Below are 20,853 nucleotides of genomic sequence, written 5' to 3'. Positions count from 1 at the left end.
GTGCCAAATCAAGGGTTTATGTTTCCCTTGGAAAATAAATTTCTGGGTGTGCTGCGACAGCGTGGCACGGGATCGCGCAACGGCCATGACGTTTTGACGAATCGGCTGATGATGTCCTAAAGCCTCTGACGCTCGGTTTTGTAGGCAAGAGCCTCGTGGATGGCTTTTTGCAACTGGGCGGGACGGAACGGCTTTTTGACGAAAATATAATCGCCCAGCATCTTTTCCATTTCCCTGCGCGTCCGTGCCGGATAACCCGACATGAAGACCACGGCCAGATCCGGGTATTGACGCTGTGCCTCGATGGCAAGTTGCGGCCCGCTTAGCCCCGTCATGACCACATCGGTCAGAATGACGTCAATCCGGTCGGTCTTTTGTGATTCGGTGATGATCTGCAGGGCTTCTTCGGCACTGCGTGCGACTATGGCGTCAAAGCCGGCATCTTCAAGAATAATCTTGGCGGTCGTGCGCAGTGACTGTTCATCATCGACAATCAGGACCCGTTCGCCATTACCTGGAAAATAGTCTATTTCCTGCAGGGCGGATGCCTTGACCTTGCCGGCTTCGGAGCGCGGCAGATAGATCGAGAAAGTCGTACCTTCGCCCTCGACGCTTTCGACATCGATAAAGCCGTTCGATTCTTCGACCCAGCTGTGCACGATCGACAGGCCAAGTCCAGTGCCCTTGCCGGGTTCCTTGGTCGAGAAGAAGGGTTCGAAGATATTACCCAGAATGTCCGCAGGAATGCCGGTACCGGTATCCTGAACTGTTACCACGACATAATCGCCCGCGGCGGCCTTCGGGAAGATGTCATCTTCGTCATCGGGGGAGCGTTCATCGGCAGGCGGTACTGTTGCGCCATAGCAGGAAATCTGCAACGTGCCGCCATCGGGCATCGCATCACGGGCATTGATCGCAAGGTTCAGGATGCAGGCCGAAAGCTGTGTCGGATCAACCCGCGTATATAGCGGGGCGTCATTGGCCCAGATCTGCAGTTCGATCCGGTGTTCAAGCAGCGTGACGAGCAGCTTTTCCATTTCGCTAATCGCGGCATCGACCTGAACGATGGTGGGCTGATCAATCCGGCGACGCGAGAACATCAGAAGCTGATCAGCAACGCTGGTGGCGCGTTCGCCAAGGGAAATCACGTGATCAAGGTATTCCTTTACCCGTTCCGGGTCATCGATTTTGGCGCGCGCAACTTCGGCAAAGCTTAAAATGCCGGCAAGGCAATTGTTGAATTCATGCGCGACACCACCGGCCATCTGCCCCACGGCTTCGAGTTTTTGTGACGTGGCAAGCTGACGTTGCAGGGCCTGCTGTTCTTCGGTTGCGCGATGCTGAGATGTTACGTCGCTGCCGGTGCCACGATATCCCTTGAACGAACCATCCAGATCAAAAACCGGCACGCCATTGATGCGGCCGAAATGTTTTTGCCCGTCACGCGACATCCAGGAAAATTCGAAATTCTGGAACGCCAGATGGCTTTCCAGCCGTTTGACCAGACTGTTCCAGCTATGATCGGTTTCGGCCTTGAGGCCCAGTTTGTCAAAGGACTGACCCTGTGGCGAGCCGTTCAGTTCTTCAATCAGCTGATAGAATTTATAGGAGGCAAATGCGATCTTCAGATCCGCCCCCATCTCCCAGTACCAGTCGGCAGATGACAGGGTGAAGTCGCGGAAGCGTTCCTCGCTGTCGCGAAGGGCTTCCTGGGCGATCTGGTGCTGGTTGGTGCGTCGTTCCAGACTTTCGGCCATTGTATTGAGGCCGCGTTCCAGTGTGCCGATTTCGTCTCGGCCGGCAGGTTTCAGGCGGGCGCTGAGCTTGCCAAACTGGATTTCGGAAACGAACTGTGCGGCCGTGATCAGTCGGCGCAACACGGTTTGCTGCATGAACAGGAAAATCAGCCCCGACGTCATCAGAATGCACAGGACCGACCCGATCAGCAGCACGGATTGCATCTGGCGCTGGCTTTCTTCAAGGCCGACGGTCGAAACCTTGAAATAGGCAAACATGAAAGGCTGATTGGCATTCAGGCTGAACAGCGGTGTAATACTGACCATGTTACGGCCATCCGGGCCATCGGTTGTAAACAGTACCTGATTGCGCAGGTCCGCAGAAAGCCGGTCTTTTGGGAAGTCAGGAACAGAAGCAATATCCGATCCGATCAGCATCGGGTCCATCGCGTGATAGATCGTGCCGTCAAAGCCGATTGCCATGGCTTCGCGAAGGTGCGGGCCCAAAAGCAATTCAAGCTGTTTCGGGTCGCTGATCACGGAAATCTTGAGCTGTTCGTCCTGAATCAGGCGGCCGGGCGCACTGATCTGTTCGGCAATCCGCCGATCAATTTCTGCCCCGAAATACTGAACATAATAACCGCCAAAGAGGCCAAGCAGGATGGTTTCGACAATAACAATTGCGATCCCGATCTTGAAAACCAGACTGCCAAACAGGCGGTCAAAAAGCTTCTTCACGCCAACCTCTAAACCCTGGCCCAGCCTGATTGCCGGTTAATTCTGTTATTGGCTCTCAAGATAATACTGGGATGGATTGGTCGGTGCCGGTGTGGCATAGCTCCAAGCCGCAGGGATGACCTTGGGAACATTCTTGAAGTTCTTTGCCACGAGCCCTTTGCGATTGGGCGGCAAGGCAATTCCCATAACGTAAAACTGATTTGCGCTGATGTCGAGAATATCGCGCATAAGTTTATTTTGTTTTTCCGCATCTGCCGTCGCTTTCAACTGGTTATAGAGTGCCAGCTGACGGACTACCTCGGCGGGTGGGGCGATTGCATCGGGATTTGTCGGGTTTGTATACCACTCGGCCCAGCCGGTCGCGTACCACGATGATTCGCTTGATACCGGCAGATAGTTGATCGGAATCACCATGGCATCAAGGCCGCCGTCACCGCCCCATGCGCTGGCGTGATGATTGTTATTTTCACGCATGTTTACAAAAACATCGCGCGACAGATCCCGGGGCGTTACATCAAGGCCGAGATCGCGCCAGTAATCAACGACGGCAGAAAGCATCTCGAAGCGGGATGCACCCTCGGTATCAATGGTGAAGGACAGCCGTTTGCCATCCGGGCGCAGAAGGAAGCCTTCGTCATCTTTGCGTGTCAGCCCGGCATTTGCAAGGTGGCTTGCGGCAAGCACAGGGTCATAGGTGATGAACTGGCGCGCCAGAACCGTGTGGTAAAGCGGGCTTTCGGGCCTTGGTGCGGCCTGATGGGGCAGCGCACCGGGAACGAACCTGCCGATGATGCTGTCGCGGTCGATGGCATGTGAGAGGGCAACACGGAATTCCTTGTTCTGGAATATGTCGCGCAGAACAGGGTCCCTGTCGTTCAGATTGAGCGACAGGGTCAGAATATTCATGTCGCTTTCTATCAGGGTGAAGGATTGCAGGCTGTCATTGGCGGCAAGAATTTCGTCCGCGCGCTGGCCGATATGGCGTTCCTGCATGTTGACCTTGCCCGCAATCGCCGCATCACCGGCTTCGTCTTTGCTGTTGACCAGATCAAAGGACACGCGGTCGATATAGGGGAGTTGTCGTCCGCCCGGATCGATTTTCCAGTAAAAAGGATTGCGAACGGCAACCAGTGGATCGTCCTTGCCGTAAACACCGGTCAAAACCCATGCGTTCAGGGTCGGGACATTCGGGTTCTGCCATCGTCCGGGATCGTCGATGGTGCCCGGTGTGCCGAATACCGAAACAAAACGATCCTTCCATCCTTTGAAGCCAAGCTCCTGTGCCTTTGCATCCGCATCCTTGTTATATTTTGGCAGCAGGGGTTTGAGGAAATGCGCCGGATAGCTTACCGGTTCGACGCCTTCGGGACGTGCAAGGAAGGTCGGAAAGAGGCCATAAGGTGTGTTGAACCGGAAGGCGACGGTGGTTTCGTCGATTTTTTCAACGTGAACCGGATTTCCACCGGCGGTCAACCATTCGGGCGTCGCATTTTCGAATGCGGGATTAAGCAAAATGTCTTCATACCAGAAGGCGATGTCGTCGGCGGTAAAAGGGGCACCATCCGACCAGTGCATTCCCGGACGCAGCCGGAACACGAATTCCGTCGCATCGCTGTTGGCTTGCATCGAAAGGGCAACATTGGGGACCGTATCCGTCCATTGCGGCGTCCAGCGCAAGAGCGGTTCATACCCGATGGTCCTGATCAGAAGGGCGTGATCGCGTTCGGCATTCTGGGCCATCAGCCATGTGCCGCCATATTGGCCAAGCTTGTCATTGGGAGTGACAATCATCGGGGTACGCGGAAGACGTTCCCCGGCAGGTGGCAGTTTTCCGTTTGCGACCATATCGGCAAGCATCGGTGCTTCACCAAATTCAGCCGCATACCCATCATTTCCAGCCGCAGTCAAAACCACGGCCAGCAGTAATACCAGCGATGTAAAACAACCCACTACCCTGTACACGTCGGGCTTCCCCTGAATTTTTTATGCCTATCGAAAGGTATCGATATCCCTACTCTTAGGTGGTGAATATCCTAAAGCCAATGCCGGGTAAAGTTTTGAAAGCCGGTTTTCCCCTGATCTTCTAAAGATGCGCCAGATGTTCGTTGTTTACAACGTACAGGCGGATAATTTTCCTATGTGCATCTTTTTGTATCTGCAAACAACGTATCGGTCCGCCGTATTTTCGTTCGAACCTCATGGAATAGCCTGATAAACCGGGCCTTGTTGAGCTTAAGCCAACACTTACTTCGACGATCCGTGCGGGTTTCCCTAACATTTGGACAGGAATTGGCTTTTGTGCTGATCAGCGATGACTGCAACTAAAGTCTAACGCAGTCTGATGTGCTTGTTATCACCATATAAGTTTTTGGTAATAAATTTCGTTTTGAACGCTTTGTGGGTCATTTGACGGCAACGACGCCGACTGTGATTCCTCTTGCCAGAAAGAGCGGATCGGAGAGACAATTCCTGTATGGCAAACAAATCAGCATCATCCTATCAGGCTTCTTCTGATCCGGGGTATCTGTCCGGGCCAAAGCCGTTGGCACCGATCCCGCGTTATGAACCGGGATCATCGGTGGACCGCTATCGACCGGATGACCGCGGACATGATTCTGATGCCGACAGTTTTTCGGTGGCCGGGATTGAAGGAAAAATTGATCGTCGCAAGGCCAATATTGCCAACAGGATTGTCGATACCGATCCCGGGCAGGCATTGCGCGTGATCAGAAATTGGTTGGCTCAGGACTGACTGCCGTTTCTGATGTTTGTTTCTGTTTCACTTTCCATTTCGGGCGGCACCTGTTTTAAGTCGTCGAACACACCGATGACAGGGGGGGCGCGTGACAGATTTCAATTCCTTGATAGAGCAGCAGTTCAGTGCTTTTGATCCGGACTATTCCGATCGAAAAGGTGCCTATGCCGACAAGCTTGCCCCGCTGGAAGAAAAGCTTATCGCGGCCCAGCAGACAGGCAACAGCATGGCAGCATCCGATCAGTATATGATCGAGTGCAAGTGGTTGCTGCTTTACACCGCCGACTGGGATGCACTTGAAAAGAAGATGGCCCAGTTTGAAAAGTCGCTGAAAAACAAGGATCAGGACTGGGCCGAGGAACAGGTGGCAAGCGATGGATCGTGGGGGCCTTGCTATGATCAGTGGTTCCTGAAGGTTGATGCGATGATTGATGCCGTTAATGCGCTGGCGGATGAAGGGATTGCACCGGATTATCCGCTGACATTCCTGGCGCCGATTGCCAAACCGGCCGATCTGGTTTCCTGGCTGAACAGTCAGAAAACATCGCGAATTTTTGCTGATGGTCTTGATCGTCGCGATGCCCTTGGCGCGGTCAGTGCGGCATTATCGGAAATGTGCTTCAAAAGCGAAATTCGCGATTATTTCCGTAAATACGTCGAAGGTTTTGATCTGAGCGATGATTATATCGCAGCGTATAAAAGCTGGCTGGATGATTGGCAGGATGCGCGATCGGGATATTGGGGCGGCTGGTTTGAAACAGACGCGGGTGATATTCTGAAAAGCCCGGACCTTAGTCTGACGTTCCACAATATTTCGTATCAGCATGGCAAGGTCGGGCTTTGGCCCGCTATTTTCAAAACGACACTGGCGATCCGTGATGATGCCTATCCGTTTGGCTGGAAGCACAATGGTGATTTCAACAATCACAACAATTATGACGTTGCCAAAATCTTTGACCTTGGCTGGGCGGAAGTCGACAGCGATAGCCAGAAATTGGCATCAGCCGATATTTCCACGATCCTGGACTGGTGTCTGACCAAATCCATGACGCCGGATGGCGGGTTCATCGATGACCCGACTTTTTATAATTCGGTCGGGGCGGCGTATTATTATGGTGTGTCGTTCCTTGATCAGATTGGATATTTCGGCACCGATATTCCGTTCTGGACAGACCATGCCTTTGCCGATGGTCCGGCACTGTGTTGCAAGATCCAGAAAAAGATGAAGGCCGAGAAACTTGATGATGACGAGGCCGAGGCTGCGATGGAAAAGCTGGTCGATGCCTGTGGAAACTGTGGCTAGGCACGGCTGAATGCAGGGGGCAGAACAAATTCGTGTCTCCCCTTGGCGAAATGCACCGGTCGCTACCCATATATATTTTATGGCGGCAACAAATCGGTGAGGGACCAGAATGTCTGATCGTAGAGATATCGACATTGCATTCTTGCGTCAGCGGCTTGAAGACCGGCGCGCGGATATCAGTGCCCATTCAAACCATTCAGAAGATTATCGAAAGCCGGTCGAGCTTGATCAACAGGCCGTAGGCCGCCTGTCGCGGATGGATGCACTTCAGGATCAGCAAATGCATCTGGAACAGGAACGCCGCCGCGCTGCCGAACTTGATCGTATTGAAAAGACACTGGCCCGGATGGAGCGTGCCGACTACGGTTTTTGCCACAACTGTGGCGAGGAAATCGAAAAGAAGCGTCTGGAATTTGATCCAACGACACCGCTGTGCGTTGATTGCGCCGCCCATGTCAAACACAGTTAGAGGCGGATTGATCAAACCGGTCAGGCCGAATTAACGTATCCGATATATGGCAATTCAAAAGGCGAAGCATGCCGGATCGAAAAAACTGATCCGTTGGGGCAGGGTCGCAGCATGCGGTTTGGTCGCATCGCTGTTTTTTGTACTCGATTATGCCGACGCACGAGCGCAGCAAAACAGTTGCGCGGTCGTACGTGCACCGGTTGCGCGCCTTTCCTTTATCAATCAGGACCCTATGCTGGACCGTCACCGGTCAGTCCGCTGGCTCAATAATCGTGCCAACCAGGGCAGTCGTTATATGGTGACCGGCCTGACCGAGTATGAGCTTCAGGCACGGTTCGACATGCGGCTTGAACCGGTCGAAGTCGGAGTGGGACAATTTTGCCTTTATCCGATCCGGATCAATCCCGAGGTCGAGGTGATCAAACATCTGGTGTATGTCGCGTCCGAGCTGGAGCGTGGCACATGTGAATATGACGTAGTCTATGCCCATGAAGGACAGCACGTGCAGATCAACCAGCATATGGAACGCGATATTCAGCGTGAACTTGATGCGATGGTTGCGGAAATTACTGCGGACTTTGCCGCCATGCGACCGGTTGGCGCCGGCGAGGTGCAACGCTTGCAACGGCGTTTGCTGAACCAGTATGGGCAGGATTTCAAACGCCGATTGAACGCCATCGATCTTTCGCGGCGCGAAGACCATCGGGCGATAGATACACCCGATGAATATGAAAGGTTATCAAAGGCCTGCGGACCAAATTCGGCATTCCAGACAACATTGCCTGATGCAATGCGCTGACGGGTTTTGTGCAATCTGATCAGGCTGCTTTGTGATCAAGTCCGGCAACGATCTGAAGTGCTTTGACATCAAGCCCGAATTCAGAGCGATTGCGCAGGTTCAGATGACCATGTCGGCGAAACTCGGCGATGACCCGGCTGGCGGTTTCGGTTGTGATGCCCAGCATGGCCCCCATGTCTTCGCGACCGGGCAGAACGCAACTGTCATCCGTATCATCACACAGATACAGGCACAGCCGTGCAACCCGTTCCCGTGCCGATCCGGTTGACATCTGGGTGAGCCAATTATCTGATTCCATCACCGCCTGATGCCAGCGCGTGAGCAACTGTTTGTGCAAACGGGGGCTTTCACGATCAAGCTTTTCAACAACAGCAACCGGAATCCGGCATAGCGTGCTGTCCTGAAGGGCTTCGGCGTGGTGGGCAAAGCAGTCGCTTACCAAGGCTTCGAGGCCGATTGTGCCGCCGGGGCGGACAAGCCGGACAACCCGTTGTGAACCGTCGGCCAGATAATGGGTCAGTTTGATCAGGCCGCTGCGCAGTGTGAACAGTGCATTTGCATCATCCCCGGCGTTATAAAGGGCTGCGCGTTTGGCAATTGCCATGTCTTCGACCGGCAAGTGAACCAGTTTGAAATCGGCATCGGTCAGGTCGTTGAAAAGCGCAAGTTGCCTAACGCCGCATTGGCGACAACGCAACATGTCGGGTATGGCTGATTGCGGTGCGGAGTAATTCACAAAACCCCCTGACGGAACGGGACAGATGCAGGATCGGTCGCCGCAGGCTGTTAGGTGGAAGCACTCTAAATCTTTGAGTAATCTACCTGATTGGTTTGTAAATTCAACCTAATAGCGACCAAAACGCGAAAAACGTCACAATGGCACGACCGTTTCGGGCGTGCCGTTATGCAGTGCTGTCCAGGGTGACAAGGCCCTTTTCAATTGCATAGCGCACCAGTCCGGCAGAGCTGTCGATATCGAGCTTGCGTTTGATGTTACGGCGATGAGTTTCGACGGTACGGACACTGATATCAAGTTCGCGGGCGACGTGCTTGTTGCTGGCACCTTTGGCCAGAAGCCGCAAGACCGTGCGTTCCCGGGTCGTCAGCGGCATGCCGTCGTCAGGCATGCCTTCGTTGTTGCTGATGCGATCAAATGTCGGGCTATAGGCCTCGCCGCCATTGGCAATCGTTTCGATCGCGCGGACCATGTCGTTTGACGATACGTCCTTCAGGATGAAGCCCCGCGCGCCTGCCAGCCGGGCGGTGCGAAGATATTCCGGATTTTCATGCATGGTCAGGATGATGACCTTGATATCGGGCATGGTTTCGCGGAATTTTTCGGCGGCTTCAAGCCCGTTCATCACAGGCATCGAGATATCCATCAGAACGATGTCGGGTCTGACATTAGAGGCAAGCGACAGGGCTTCCATGCCGTTGCCAGCTTCGCCGACGATATCGATATGGTCATAGCATTCAAGACGTGAACGAATGCCATCCATGACCAGCGCATGGTCGTCGCACAGCAAAACACGAATGGGGCGGTTGGGCGAATAGGAGATATTTGCGCTGCTCATGGTCAATTCAGTTCTCTGTCACATTGCCGAAACATTTGGGCCGAAACATCTTATGCCACCTTAGCCGGTGATGGCGGTGACGGGTAGATCATTATCACGCGAAACCGGAATATAGGCTGTGATGGTTGTGCCATCGTCCGGTTCGGATTTGACGGTCATACCGCCACCATGGAATTCCATGCGTTCGCGCATATTGCGAAGTCCGATCCCGGCACGCGGATCGCGATTTCGAATATACCGGTTGGTTTCAAACCCGACACCGTTATCGATGATTTTCATCACGACACTCTGGCCTTCGCGGCGGATCGTGACCTTGATATGCGTGGCATCGGCGTGGCGTTCGATATTGGTCAGGGTTTCCTGCAAGACGCGATACAGGGTCGTCTTTTTCGCGATATCAAGAACAACATCGATATTATCCGATTTGACATCAATCTGCATGTCGGACCGGTCTGCCAATTCCTTGCACATGCTTTCAATTGCCGGACGCAGGCCCAGATCATCAAGCACGGCCGGGCGCAGGTCGCGTGATATGCGACGGACTTCGTGGATGGCGTCCTGCAATCGTTTGGCGGCCTTTTCCATCGGTTCGGTCGCGGCATTCCTTTCCGGTCCCAATCGTGCGATGGCGGTTTCGACCGAATATTTGACGGAAACAAGGATCTGGCTGATGCCGTCATGTAGTTCGCGCGACACCCGCAAACGTTCCTGTTCCTGAACGTCGACCACCCGATGGGTCAGTTCCTTTAGCTTGGAATCGGCAAGTTTGCGTTCTGAAAGCGTAACAACAGTGCCCGAAATACCGACGAGTAAAACCGCCAGAATGGTGATGCCGACAATCGATATGGTCGTGTCACGGATGTGGGATGATACCTCGGTCTCGATTTCCTTCACCTGTTCGGAAATGTCATCGATATAAATCCCGGTGCCGATCATCCATCCCCATTTATCGAGCATCAGGGAATAGGCGATCTTTTCCGCAGGTTCGCCGGTTGACGGTTTTTCCCAGACATGGCGCAGGAAGTCGCCCCCCTTTTCGGCATTGAAAATCAGCGCCTGAATGACGGAATTCCCGTTCAGATCGCGCAGGTTCCAGTATGTCCGACCCAGACGCCATGGCTGTGGCGGGTCGACAAGGGCCGTACCATCGCGGTCATAGATAAAGAAATAGCCATCCTCGCCATAGGATAGATCCTCGATGATGCTTTTGACCCGCTCCTTGGAAACTGCATCCAGCGGGCTTGCGACCGAATAGATGTGATCGATAGAGGCAAGGGCGAGCTCAAGATAGCTTTTAAGCTCTTCCTTGCGGGCTTCGAGGATGTTGCGCTCAAACGTTCTGATTTCGGCTTCGGCCAGTCGTTCGGCCTGTGCAAACACCAGATACGAGATTGCCGCAGCCGCCAGAACCAGTGGCAGGATCGACAGCAGCAAAAACTTTAGTCGAAGATTGATTTTCGGCATGGGCACAACAGTCTCGGATGCGGAAATTTTTTTCGGGCCGGACAATATCACAAAAGCACCAAAAGTCTGCGCCTGATCGCAGTTTTCGAACCTTTGGGTTGCATTGTTCAAGGCCGACATTTTCCGCATGGTGAAAAGGCGCTGGCCGCGATAAAGTGAAATTGGTATTACCAATTTCGAAGATCATGCTTTGACAGAGGCAGCGCATTGCGCATATATCAGACACGTCGCCTGCCCACCGGGCGCCAGGAACCCTGGATGCACTGCACGCGTTTTAACGTGACAGACATCCTTTATCGCCACAGATGGTATGGCGTTGCAGGCATCCCGCACCGCAACGCATTCCGGAATCATATCGTGGCGTTTCTCTTGGTTTTCGGCAGGGGCGCACAGGGACGCACCTGCCCTACAAATCTGGTAGGAGCCCGGTGTCCATGACGCGTTCTGCACCAAAGCGTATCCGTAAACTTCTGGTCGCGAACCGCGGTGAAATCGCGATTCGTGTTCTGCGTGCCGCCAACGAGCTTGGCATTCGCACAGTTGCCATCTTTTCCGACGAAGACCGTTTTGCCCTGCACAGGTTCAAGGCCGATGAAAGTTACACCGTCGGCAAGGGCAACAAACCCATTCGCGCCTATCTTGATATCGAGGATATCCTGCGCGTTGCCCGTGAAGCTGGTGTGGATGCCATTCACCCGGGCTATGGGTTCCTGTCTGAAAACCCCGATTTTGCTGATGCCTGTGCCGAGGCTGGCATAACATTCATTGGTCCCGATTCTGAAGTGATGCGCACGCTGGGCAACAAGGTTGCCGCGCGCAATCTGGCGGAAAGTGCGGGTGTGCCGGTGATGCCAGCATCAGGCGCATTACCCGATGATATGGATGAAGTGGCCCGCATTGCTGATCAGGTCGGTTATCCGATCATGCTGAAAGCCAGCTGGGGCGGTGGTGGTCGCGGGATGCGCGTCATCGAGAATTCCAAGGACCTTTCCAAACAGGTTCTGGCCGCCAAGCGCGAAGCAGAAGCCGCATTTGGCAATGACGAGGTCTATTTCGAAAAGCTGATCCGTCGTGCCCGCCATGTCGAAGTCCAGCTTCTGGGCGATACGCATGGTACGCTGGTGCATCTGTTTGAACGTGACTGTTCGGTTCAGCGTCGCAACCAGAAAGTCGTTGAGCGGGCACCTGCTCCCTACCTTAACGAAGATCAGCGCAAAGAACTTTGCGAAGCAGCGCTTCGTCTGGGCAAGGCCGCAAATTACGTCAATGCGGGTACCGTCGAATTCCTGATGGATGTCGATACATCCAAGTTTTACTTTATTGAGGTCAATCCCCGCATTCAGGTCGAACATACCGTGACGGAATGCGTGACCGGATTTGACCTTGTGAAGGCGCAAATCCTTGTCGCACAGGGGGGGCGTATCGGCTTCCCTTCGGAAACCGGTATTCCGTGGCAGGACAAGATCAAGCTGCGTGATCATGCGCTTCAGTGCCGCATCACGACCGAAAACCCCGAAAACAGCTTTGTCCCCGATTACGGGATTATCAAGGTTTACCGTGGTGCCAATGGTTTTGGCATCCGTCTGGATGGCGGCACGGCTTATTCCGGGGCGGTGATCACCCCGTTTTATGACAGTATGCTGGAAAAGGTCACCGCATGGGGCAGTACCCCGCGTGAAGCGGTCGACCGAATGGACCGCGCCCTTCGTGAATTCCGTATCCGTGGTGTTGCGACCAACCTGGCGTTCCTTGAAAACCTGATCAATCACCCGAAATTCCGGGCCGGTGAATATACCACGCGATTCATTGATGAAACGCCGGAGCTGTTCAAGTTTGTGCGCCGCCGCGACCGTGCAACCCGGTTGCTGCGCTTCATCGGTGAAGTCACGGTGAACGGCAATCCGGAAGTCGAAGGCCGGGTGGTGCCGACCAACCTGCATGCGCCGGTCATGCCGAAATCGATTGATCTGGGCGAAATCCGGCCGGGCACCAAGCAGAAGCTTGACCAGTTGGGGGCCGAGGGCTTTTCACGCTGGATGAAGGATCAGAAACGGGTATTGATCACCGATACCACGATGCGTGATGCCCATCAGTCGCTGCTGGCGACCCGGATGCGGACCTTCGATATGCTCGAAATAGCACCCTATTATGCGCATGGGCTGCCGGAACTGTTTTCGCTGGAATGCTGGGGCGGGGCGACATTTGACGTCGCGATGCGGTTCCTTAAGGAAGATCCGTGGGATCGTCTGGTCAAGTTGCGCGAACGCGTTCCCAATATCCTGACCCAGATGCTTTTGCGGGCATCGAACGCGGTCGGTTACACCAACTATCCCGACAATGCGGTCGAATATTTCGTCAAGCAGGCAGCAGAACACGGCATGGATGTTTTCCGTGTCTTCGATTCCCTGAACTGGGTCGAAAACATGAAAGTCGCCATGGATGCGGTTTTGAAAACCGACAAGCTGTGCGAGGCGACCATTTGTTATACCGGCGATATCTTTGACGAGAAACGCCCGAAATATAACCTTGATTACTATGTCAAAATGGCCCGCGAGCTTGAGGCATCCGGTGCGCATATCCTGGGGCTTAAGGATATGGCAGGGGTTCTGCGCCCGGCCGCGGCTACGACCCTGATCAAGGCGTTGAAGGATACGGTCAATATCCCGATCCATTTCCATACTCACGATACCAGCGGCATTTCGGCGGCCACCGTGATTGCCGCCATTGATGCCGGGGTGGATGCGGTTGATGCCGCGATGGATTCGATGTCGGGTCTGACATCGCAGCCAAACCTTGGGTCGATTGCCAATAACTATATCGGGCAGCCACGTGATCCGGGGCTGAATACCGAGGCGCTTAAAGAAGTTTCGACCTATTGGGAGCAGGTCCGGCGTTATTATGCCGGGTTTGAAAGCGATATCCGTAGCGGCACATCGGATGTCTATGTCCATGAAATGCCGGGCGGCCAATATACCAACCTGCGTCAGCAGGCGCGGTCGCTTGGCATCGAGGAACGCTGGCCGGAAGTGTCGAAAGCCTATGCCGCGGTCAACAAGATGTTTGGCGATGTCGTCAAGGTGACGCCAAGCTCGAAAGTTGTCGGTGACATGGCGCTGACGATGGTGACGTCGGGTATTAGCGAAAAGGATGTTCTGGACCCGAAAAAGGACATCGCATTCCCCGATAGCGTCATTTCGTTCTTCCGCGGTGAAATCGGTCAGCCGGTTGGTGGCTTCCCGCCAGCCCTTCAGCGCAAGGTGCTTAAGGGGGCAGAAGCCCTTTCGGATCGGCCGGGTAAATCTATGGCCCCGATCGATTTCGAAGCAACCCGCAAGGAAATCGAAAAGAAAACCCATCGCAGCATCAGTGATGCCGAGGTCGCATCCTATGTGATGTACCCCAAGGTATTCCTCGATTATGCCGAACATCGCAGCCACAACGCCGATGTTTCGATCCTGCCGACCCCGATCTTCTTCTATGGGATGAGCCAGAATGACGAGATTTCCGTCGATCTGGAAAAGGGCAAGACGCTTGTTATCCGCTATCTTGCAACATCCGAAGGCGGGGACGAGGAAGGCAATCGGACCGTGTTCTTTGAACTGAACGGCCAGCCCCGAACAGTCAAGGTTGCCGACAAGACATTGGCCGCCACGGGCAAGGTCAAGCCAAAGGCCGAGGATGGTAATCAGCTTCATATCGCTGCCCCGATGCCGGGGCTTGTCGTCGAGGTCCATGTTGCCGAAGGCCAGAAGATCAAGGCGGGCGATGTAATGTGTTCGCTTGAAGCGATGAAAATGGAAACCGCGGTTCATGCGGAAAGGGACGGGGTCGTGGCAACCATCCATGCCCCCGCCGGTACACAGGTCGACAGCAAGGATCTGCTGATCGAATTAAGGGAGTAAACTTCGCATGCTTAGGATGCCTGAGCCGGATCAATCGACCCTTGCACGTCGCAAGGATATCATCGCCGCCATGCGGGACATCGTTCCGAACGAAGGTGGGGTTATCGTCGATGAAGATCAGCTCAGGCCCTATGAATGCGATGGGTTGATGGCTTATCGCCAGCTTCCGATGATCGTGGTCCTGCCCGAAAATACCGGGCAGGTCGCGGCCATCCTGAAATATTGTCATACCCATAAAATTCGTGTCGTCCCGCGGGGGGCGGGCACCGGCCTTTCGGGCGGAGCGTTGCCAATGGCGGATGCGATCACGATCAGCATGATGAAATTCAACCGCGTTCTGGATATCGATTGGGATAACCGGGCCGTCGTTGTGCAGCCCGGTGTGACGAATCTTGGCATCACACGTGCGGTCGAACATAAGGGGTTCTATTACGCCCCGGACCCGTCCAGCCAGATCGCCTGTTCGATTGGTGGCAACATCGCCGAAAATTCGGGCGGGGTGCATTCCCTTAAATACGGGCTGACCACCAATAATGTCCTTGGTGTTGAAATGGTCACGATCGAAGGTGAAATCCTTCGTGTCGGGGGCAAGGGGCTGGATCAGTCGGGCTATGACCTTTTGGGGGTTATTACCGGGTCCGAAGGGTTGTTGGGTATCGTTACCGAAGTCACGGTACGCATCCTGCGCAAGCCGGAAACGGCGCGCGCACTTCTGCTCGGCTTTAACAGTAGCGAGGAGGGCGGCAATTGCGTCGCCCGGATTATTGCCGACGGCATCATTCCCGGCGGACTTGAAATGATGGATGCCCCGGCCATCAAGGCGACCGAGGATTTCGTTCATGCGGGTTATCCGCTTGATGTCGAGGCTTTGCTGCTTGTTGAACTTGATGGACCAAAGGTCGAGGTCGATTATCTGATTGAACGTGTCGGCGCGATTGCCAAGGAATGCGGTGCGGTTTATTCGCGCATTTCCGAAAGCGAGGATGAACGCCTGCTATTCTGGTCGGGGCGCAAGAATGCCTTTCCGGCGATTGGGCGCATTTCGCCGGATTATATCTGCATGGATGGCACCATTCCGCGCCGCCGCCTGGCCGAAGTTCTGACCGGGATGCAGGTTCTGTCGCAACGCCACGGGTTGCGGGTTGCCAATGTTTTTCATGCAGGCGACGGCAATCTGCATCCGCTGATCATGTTTGATGCCAATCAGCCCGGCGAACTGGAACGGGCCGAGGCATTCGGTGCTGATATCCTGAAACTGTGTGTCGAGGTTGGTGGTGTCTTGTCCGGCGAGCACGGGATTGGCGTCGAAAAACGCGATCTGATGCCTGAAATGTTCACCGAAGACGACATGAAGCATCAGGAACGCCTGAAGCTGGCATTTGACGAAGACGAATTACTAAACCCCGGCAAGGTTTTCCCGACCTTGCATGGCTGCGGGGAACTTAAAACCCTGCATGCGCGTGAAGTTGCCAACAAGTTCCCGGATATCCCGCGTTTCTAAGCCGGGCCGAAAAACGAAAATAAAAATAATCCTGCCATCGGTTCCCACCAACCGGTCGGCAAGGATCAGGAGAGGAAGAGAGAAACCATCATGACGGAAGTCATATCCCCCACCACGCCGGAGCAATTGCGCGAGGCCGTCAGTTGGGCACTTGGTTCGAAGAACCCGCTGGAAATCATCGGATCGGGCAGCAAGAAAACATACGGACATTCGGTTGCCGCCGACCATGTTCTGGACCTGTCGAAATTGACCGGGATCATGTTTTACGAACCCGAAGAACTGGTGTTGTCGGTACGTGCCGGAACGTCCCTTGCCGAAATCGACGCATTGCTGCGAGATAAAAACCAGCAATTCCATTTTGAGCCCGGAAATTTTCCGGGATTGCTGGCCGATGGCGTTTCTGATCATGCCGGAACGATTGGCGGATTGATTGCATCGAATTTGTCCGGTCCGCGCCGGATCAAGGTTGGTGCTGCACGCGATCATCTTTTGGGGTTTGAAGCCATTAGCGGCCGGGCCGAGGATTTTAAATCTGGCGGGCGGGTGATGAAGAATGTGACGGGTTTTGATCTGTCAAAGCTGATGGCGGGATCGTTTGGCACGCTTGGCGTGATGCATACCATCACCATGAAAGTCATGCCGTGCGACGAGAAAACCCGAACCGTTCTGATCGCCTGTGACGATATGGAAAGTGCCGGGCGTGCGATGACCCGTGCCATGGGCAGCGAGAACGAGGTTTCCGCCGGCGCATGGATTGCGCAGGAAGAGGTTGGAAAGTTCGGTATGGATATGGTGACCGGCATCGGGTCTGGGATTGTCGCGCTGCGCGTTGAAGGACCGGCTCCCTCGGTTGCCTGGCGGTGCGAGGCATTGCGCAAGCTTCTGGCCGACATTGGTGCTAGTGAAGAACTTCATAGCGCCAACAGCCATACGTTCTGGCGGGCGGTGGCCGATGTGGCGCCGTTTGCCGGTGGTACGGGAATTTTATGGCGTGTTTCCGTAGCACCGGCATCGGGTGGGGCGATTGCCGCGAAACTGGTGGCGAATACCGGCGGAAAGGTCATGATGGATTGGGCCGGGGCGCAAATCTGGCTGTTCCTGCCGGGGGGGGATGCGATGGCTGCTAAAGTGCGCGACATTGCCCGGCTTCATGATGCGCAGGCGGTTTTGGTTCGTGCGCCTGACGATATTCGAAATCAGGTGTCGGTGTTCCATGCCGAGGATGCGGCTTTGGCCCGCATCAACGCCAAAATCCGCGAAAATTTTGACCCCGAAGGCATCCTCAACCCGGGGCGGATCGGACACAGGCTTACCAAGCGGGGGGATGCGTAATGCAAACGAACTTTACCGCCGCCCAGCTTGCCCATCCGGCAATCGCCGAAAGTGAACAGATCCTGCGGAAATGTGTGCATTGCGGATTTTGTACCGCGACATGCCCGACTTTTGTAACGCTGGGGGACGAACTTGATAGCCCGCGCGGTCGGATTTACCTGATCAAGGACATGCTGGAAAACGATAAACCGGCAACGGATAAGGTGGTCAAACATCTGGATCGGTGCCTGTCGTGTCTGTCCTGCACCACGACATGCCCGTCGGGTGTCGACTACATGCATCTGATCGACAATGCGCGCGCCCATATCGAAGAAACCTATGACCGGCCGTTTGCTGATAAATGGCTGCGCCGGATTTTATCGATTGTTGTGCCCAACCCAACGCTTTTCAGGCTTTCGCTGATCGGGGCGAAGCTGGCATCGCCATTCGCACACCTTTTGCCCGGACGTCTGAAGGGCATGGTCAAAATGGGGGCACGGCATATGCCGCCGCCAAGCTGGGTCGACAAGCCGCAGGTGATCCCGGCCATTGGTCAACGCAAAGGCCGGGTCGCCATCCTGACCGGCTGTGCGCAACAGGTTCTTGAAACCGAGATCAACGAGGCAACCGTTCGTTTACTGACACGCCTTGGCATCGAAATCGTTGTGGCCCAAGGGGCGGGTTGTTGCGGGTCGCTTGTCCATCATATGGGCAAGGAAGCGCAATCCCATCAACAGGCCAAAGCCAACATTGATGCTTGGAGCCGGGAGCTTGCGGGCGAGGGGCTTGATGCGATTGTCATTACGGCATCGGGATGTGGCACAACGGTCAAGGATTACGGGCACATGTTGCGCCACGATCGGAATTATGCGGCGAAAGCGGCCAAAATTTCCGACCTTGCCTGTGATGTGACCGAATATCTGGCAGGGATTGATGTCCCGGCGGATCGTTTTGCCGGGGCGACTCATGGCGGGGCGCGGGTGGCTTATCATTCCGCATGTTCGATGCAACATGGCCAGAAGATCATCCGGGAGCCGCGCGACCTATTGAAAAAGGCCGGATACGAGGTGCTTGAAATTGCCGAGGGGCATTTATGCTGCGGGTCGGCGGGGGTTTATAACCTGTTGCAGCCTGAAATCGCAGGCAGACTGCGCGACCGCAAACTTGGCAATATCAGAAACACGGCACCGGATCTGGTTGCGACGGGCAATATCGGCTGCATGGTGCAGCTCGAAACAGACATGTTGAAGGTCGTTCATACGGTGCAATTGCTTGACTGGGCGATGGGGGGACCAATTCCGGAGAAGCTTGTGCCCTATTACGCAGACAAGATCGCCTAGCCACCAGTCAAAAAGTTTGAATGCAAAAGCCCGCACGACATGGCGTTGGCGGGCTTTTGCGTGAACGGACAGGCGGTGTTGCGAAACCGCCTATTTCGCAAGCAGACTGGTAGCGATGCCTTCGGCGGCGGAACCTTCGCTGCTGTCTTCGGCAAAGGCGGCCGTTTTTTCGCGAATCCAGTTTTGCACCTCGGCTTCGCTGACATCGACTTTTGTTGCCATCACCGCAATGACGGCTTCCATGGCAAGGACATGAGACGCAATGTTGTTGACCGCGACGTGCAGGTCATCGATGTGGCGTGATGCGGCTTCGGACATGTCGCCCAATTCGCCGGAAAGTTTCTGGATCAGTTCCTGAATCTCGTCGAGCGAAGTGCTCATTGTCGTCTCCCTTTTGCGCTGTTCTGCGCCAGAGTGCCCCCAACGGGTTGATATCTTATGAACAAGCTTCATGCTTTCAGCCCGCTTTGTAAAGTCGGGGGAAGCTGAAAACAGCTCGGGCGTGTTTGAGCGACAGTCTTAAGAATTTCCAATGCGGTGTTTGGGCAATGTTACAGTTTTTGTAACCAAGTCCGTCAAAATCGAACAATGCAGCACTGGAATTGTCGGTTCCGGGTTTGATTATTTGCAGGCGCTATTTTGCAAAAATCGTTGAGAAATAAAGGTTTTCAGGAGGTGGTTTGCATCTCTGATACGTTGTCACATAACGTTAACAAAACTGACGCAATACCGTAAGCACCCGGCGTTAGAGTCCGCCTCGCAGATCGTTGCACCGTTCCGGTTTGGAACAATCAATGGGGAATTTACCATGAAGAAGACTCTTGCTGTTGCGGCGCTGATGAGCGTTGCCTTTGTTGGCGCGGCCCAGGCACGCGACCAGATTCGTATTGTTGGTTCGTCCACCGTATTCCCGTTCGCAACTGCCGTTGCTGAAGAATTCGGTAAAACCACCTCGTTCAAGACCCCGGTTATTGAATCAACCGGTTCCGGCGGTGGTCTGAAGCTGTTCTGCGCCGGTGTTGGCGAACAGCATCCGGACATCACCAATGCTTCGCGTCGCATCAAGAAGTCCGAAGTTGAAACCTGTGCCAAAAACGGCATTAACGAAATCACCGAAGTCAAAGTTGGCTACGACGGTATCGTTCTGTCGAACTCCAAAGATGCTCCGCGTCTTGATCTGACCAAAGAACAGATCTTCCTGGCGCTGGCCAAAACCGTTCCTTCGAAAGACGGCAAGTCGCTGATCGACAACCCGTACAGCACTTGGGCCGAAATCGACCCGAGCCTGCCGGACGTTAAAATCGAAGTTCTCGGCCCGCCCCCGACCTCCGGTACCCGTGACGCTTTCACCGAGCTGGTACTTGAAGAAGCCTGTGACTCCTTCGAAGCCATTAAGGCAATCAAGGACAACAAAGATCAGCACGGTGCAGTTTGCAAAGGTGTTCGTGAAGACGGTGCCTATGTTGAAGCCGGTGAAAACGACAACCTGATCGTTCAGAAACTCGAAGCAAACCATGATGCACTTGGCATCTTCGGCTTCTCGTTCCTTGATCAGAACGGCGACAAACTTCAGGGTTCCCTGATTGCCGGTGTCGAGCCGACCTTCGAAGCCATCTCGGCTGGTGATTACCCGGTTTCGCGTTCGCTTTACTTCTATGTCAAGAACGCCCACGTCGGTACCATTCCGGGTATCAAAGAATATCTGACCGAATTCACCTCCGACAAAGCATTTGGTGGCGAAGGTTACCTTGCTGACCGTGGTCTCATCCCGATGGATGCGACCGAGCGTGAAGCAGTTCGCAATGCTGCGCTAAACCTTGCTCCGCTGAGCATGTAACGCGATCTTTCAACCGGTGGCGGCCGTTGCTGCCACCGGTTTCTTTGTTTCTTGGCTTGATTGATTTATTATTTTTGTCCTATTGGCTCCTCGTGATTTAAACAGGCCCTCCAGGCAAACGGAT

Annotated in this window: 15 protein-coding genes; 9 read left to right on the top strand and 6 right to left on the bottom strand. The window is 54.4% G+C overall.

Translation table 11 applies throughout. From position 1 onward, the window contains the following. Positions 1-116 precede the first annotated feature (116 nt). Together TH5_RS13910 and TH5_RS13905 are read right to left on the bottom strand one after the other, a co-directional pair. Positions 117-2,474, bottom strand: a complete 2,358-nt coding sequence (locus TH5_RS13910) for an ATP-binding protein (RefSeq protein WP_114122371.1) — start codon at positions 2,472-2,474, stop codon at positions 117-119. A 45-nt stretch (positions 2,475-2,519) separates the two neighbouring features. Beyond that, positions 2,520-4,436, bottom strand: coding sequence for an ABC transporter substrate-binding protein (locus TH5_RS13905; protein ID WP_244204919.1), 1,917 nt, complete (start codon positions 4,434-4,436; stop codon positions 2,520-2,522). 511 nt (positions 4,437-4,947) lie between these two features. Between TH5_RS13905 and TH5_RS13900 the strand changes: the two genes are divergently transcribed. From TH5_RS13900 to TH5_RS13885, 4 genes are all read left to right on the top strand, one after another. Further along, positions 4,948-5,226, top strand: coding sequence for a hypothetical protein (locus TH5_RS13900; RefSeq protein ID WP_114122369.1), 279 nt, complete (start codon positions 4,948-4,950; stop codon positions 5,224-5,226). Between the two features lie 91 nt (positions 5,227-5,317). After that, positions 5,318-6,532: a hypothetical protein gene (locus tag TH5_RS13895; RefSeq protein ID WP_114122368.1), complete on the top strand. Its 1,215-nt coding sequence runs from the start codon at positions 5,318-5,320 to the stop codon at positions 6,530-6,532. Between the two features lie 109 nt (positions 6,533-6,641). After that, positions 6,642-7,001, top strand: a complete 360-nt coding sequence (locus TH5_RS13890) for a TraR/DksA family transcriptional regulator (RefSeq protein ID WP_114122367.1) — start codon at positions 6,642-6,644, stop codon at positions 6,999-7,001. 46 nt (positions 7,002-7,047) lie between these two features. Beyond that, positions 7,048-7,800: a hypothetical protein gene (locus TH5_RS13885; RefSeq protein WP_114122366.1), complete on the top strand. Its 753-nt coding sequence runs from the start codon at positions 7,048-7,050 to the stop codon at positions 7,798-7,800. Between the two features lie 19 nt (positions 7,801-7,819). Here the strand turns inward: TH5_RS13885 and TH5_RS13880 are convergent, their stop codons facing one another. The 3 genes from TH5_RS13880 to TH5_RS13870 form a co-directional block, all read right to left on the bottom strand. Continuing rightward, positions 7,820-8,536: a Crp/Fnr family transcriptional regulator gene (locus TH5_RS13880; RefSeq protein WP_244204918.1), complete on the bottom strand. Its 717-nt coding sequence runs from the start codon at positions 8,534-8,536 to the stop codon at positions 7,820-7,822. A gap of 166 nt (positions 8,537-8,702) precedes the next feature. Next, positions 8,703-9,374, bottom strand: a complete 672-nt coding sequence (locus TH5_RS13875; RefSeq protein WP_114122364.1) for a response regulator — start codon at positions 9,372-9,374, stop codon at positions 8,703-8,705. Between the two features lie 60 nt (positions 9,375-9,434). Next, complete coding sequence (locus tag TH5_RS13870; RefSeq protein WP_244204917.1) at positions 9,435-10,838, bottom strand: cache domain-containing protein; 1,404 nt, start codon at positions 10,836-10,838, stop codon at positions 9,435-9,437. A 434-nt stretch (positions 10,839-11,272) separates the two neighbouring features. Here TH5_RS13870 and pyc point away from each other — a divergent pair, with 434 nt between their 5' ends. The 4 genes from pyc (at position 11,273) to glcF (ending at position 18,892) form a co-directional block, all read left to right on the top strand. Next, positions 11,273-14,740 carry a pyruvate carboxylase gene (gene pyc / locus TH5_RS13865; RefSeq protein ID WP_114122362.1) on the top strand — a complete coding sequence of 1,156 codons (3,468 nt, stop codon included), beginning with the start codon at positions 11,273-11,275 and terminating at the stop codon, positions 14,738-14,740. Positions 14,741-14,756: 16 nt separating this feature from the next. Continuing rightward, on the top strand, positions 14,757-16,241 hold the full coding sequence (locus TH5_RS13860; protein WP_114122361.1) for an FAD-linked oxidase C-terminal domain-containing protein: 1,485 nt from the start codon (positions 14,757-14,759) through the stop codon (positions 16,239-16,241). Between the two features lie 90 nt (positions 16,242-16,331). Further along, positions 16,332-17,573, top strand: coding sequence for a glycolate oxidase subunit GlcE (glcE, locus tag TH5_RS13855; protein ID WP_114122360.1), 1,242 nt, complete (start codon positions 16,332-16,334; stop codon positions 17,571-17,573). Beyond that, positions 17,573-18,892: a glycolate oxidase subunit GlcF gene (gene glcF, locus TH5_RS13850; RefSeq protein WP_114122359.1), complete on the top strand. Its 1,320-nt coding sequence runs from the start codon at positions 17,573-17,575 to the stop codon at positions 18,890-18,892. Before glcE ends, glcF begins: the two co-directional genes overlap by 1 nt. 90 nt (positions 18,893-18,982) lie before the next feature. Here glcF and TH5_RS13845 read toward each other — a convergent pair whose 3' ends face one another. Next, the gene (locus tag TH5_RS13845; RefSeq protein ID WP_062961298.1) at positions 18,983-19,273 is read right to left on the bottom strand and encodes a hypothetical protein; all 291 of its coding nucleotides are present in this window, start codon (positions 19,271-19,273) and stop codon (positions 18,983-18,985) included. Positions 19,274-19,700: 427 nt separating this feature from the next. Here TH5_RS13845 and TH5_RS13840 point away from each other — a divergent pair, with 427 nt between their 5' ends. Further along, on the top strand, positions 19,701-20,729 hold the full coding sequence (locus tag TH5_RS13840; protein ID WP_114122358.1) for a PstS family phosphate ABC transporter substrate-binding protein: 1,029 nt from the start codon (positions 19,701-19,703) through the stop codon (positions 20,727-20,729). The last annotated feature ends 124 nt before the right edge of the window (positions 20,730-20,853 follow it).

Origin of the sequence: Thalassospira xianhensis MCCC 1A02616 (genome assembly GCF_003326475.1) — a bacterium.
GTDB lineage: Bacteria > Pseudomonadota > Alphaproteobacteria > Rhodospirillales > Thalassospiraceae > Thalassospira > Thalassospira xianhensis.
This window is presented reverse-complemented; position numbering and strand designations above follow the sequence as displayed.